Source organism: Mucilaginibacter sp. P4_G9 (assembly GCF_056400985.1).
Window position 1 is genome coordinate 1 of record NZ_JBFUKF010000893.1, and the last position, 758, is coordinate 758.

The following is a 758-nucleotide window of genomic DNA, read 5'->3' on the forward strand; positions in this document are numbered from 1 at the left end:
ATATAAGGCTACAATACATTCTGAATGGTGAAAAGGTTTATTGCGATACTATTATTAAATGTGCATCTGTTCAATTTGGGCGGATACAGTTTAGTAGCCCAGTATTTCATTCACCAGTCCGAAGTGCAGATAGTAAAAGAGATCTACGAAAATAAGATCGATGCTACCAAGCTTGTCGAGATCAAAATCCCGGTACATCTGCCCGGAATCCACAAATGGAAAGATTATGTGCGTGTTAATGGCCAACTGCAATTAAAGGGCGTTTATTATAATTATCTGAGATACAAGATGGCGCCCGATACGATGTCGTTCATTTGTATAGCCAATAGCGTTAAAACCAGGCTGGTATCTGCCAACCTGATCATAGCTAAAGAGATCAACGATGTCCCCTTAAGTAAAAAAGGACACGAGTCATCGTTGAAAAAAGGAAATACCAATAACGATTATAGTTTTACGGTGATGAATTACCAGTTCGCTGCCTTTTCTACACTGCTAAAAGTTAATGCCAGCCCTATAATTTATTATTTGAATTTTCCCTACATCGAGTCTCCCGGCAAACCGCCAAACTTTACCTGCTAATTATAGCGTATAAATTATGATGTTGAATTGTTCTTTGTAAAAAAAGCGCAGTTTGATTTAATTATTGATCGATACCAATTGTTGCCTTAATGTGCGATAAGTGTTTATTGAACAATTGACATCATTATTATGTGCTTACCAACTTTAATGCTTCGTAATTATTTAATGGCCTTTCTTTA

At 36.5% G+C, this 758-nt stretch carries 1 protein-coding gene; it reads left to right on the forward strand.

What is annotated here, in order from left to right; genetic code table 11:
* The first annotated feature begins 24 nt into the window (after positions 1 to 24).
* A complete protein-coding gene (locus AC1DPZ_RS28405) occupies positions 25 to 579 on the forward strand; it encodes a hypothetical protein (RefSeq protein WP_477409846.1) in 555 nt (184 codons plus the stop codon).
* Positions 580 to 758 lie beyond the last annotated feature (179 nt).

Bases quoted from the DNA above. Each gene is read 5' to 3' on its own strand.
- AC1DPZ_RS28405 (WP_477409846.1), top strand. From the start codon at position 25: ATGGTGAAAAGGTTTATTGCGATACTATTATTAAATGTGCATCTGTTC.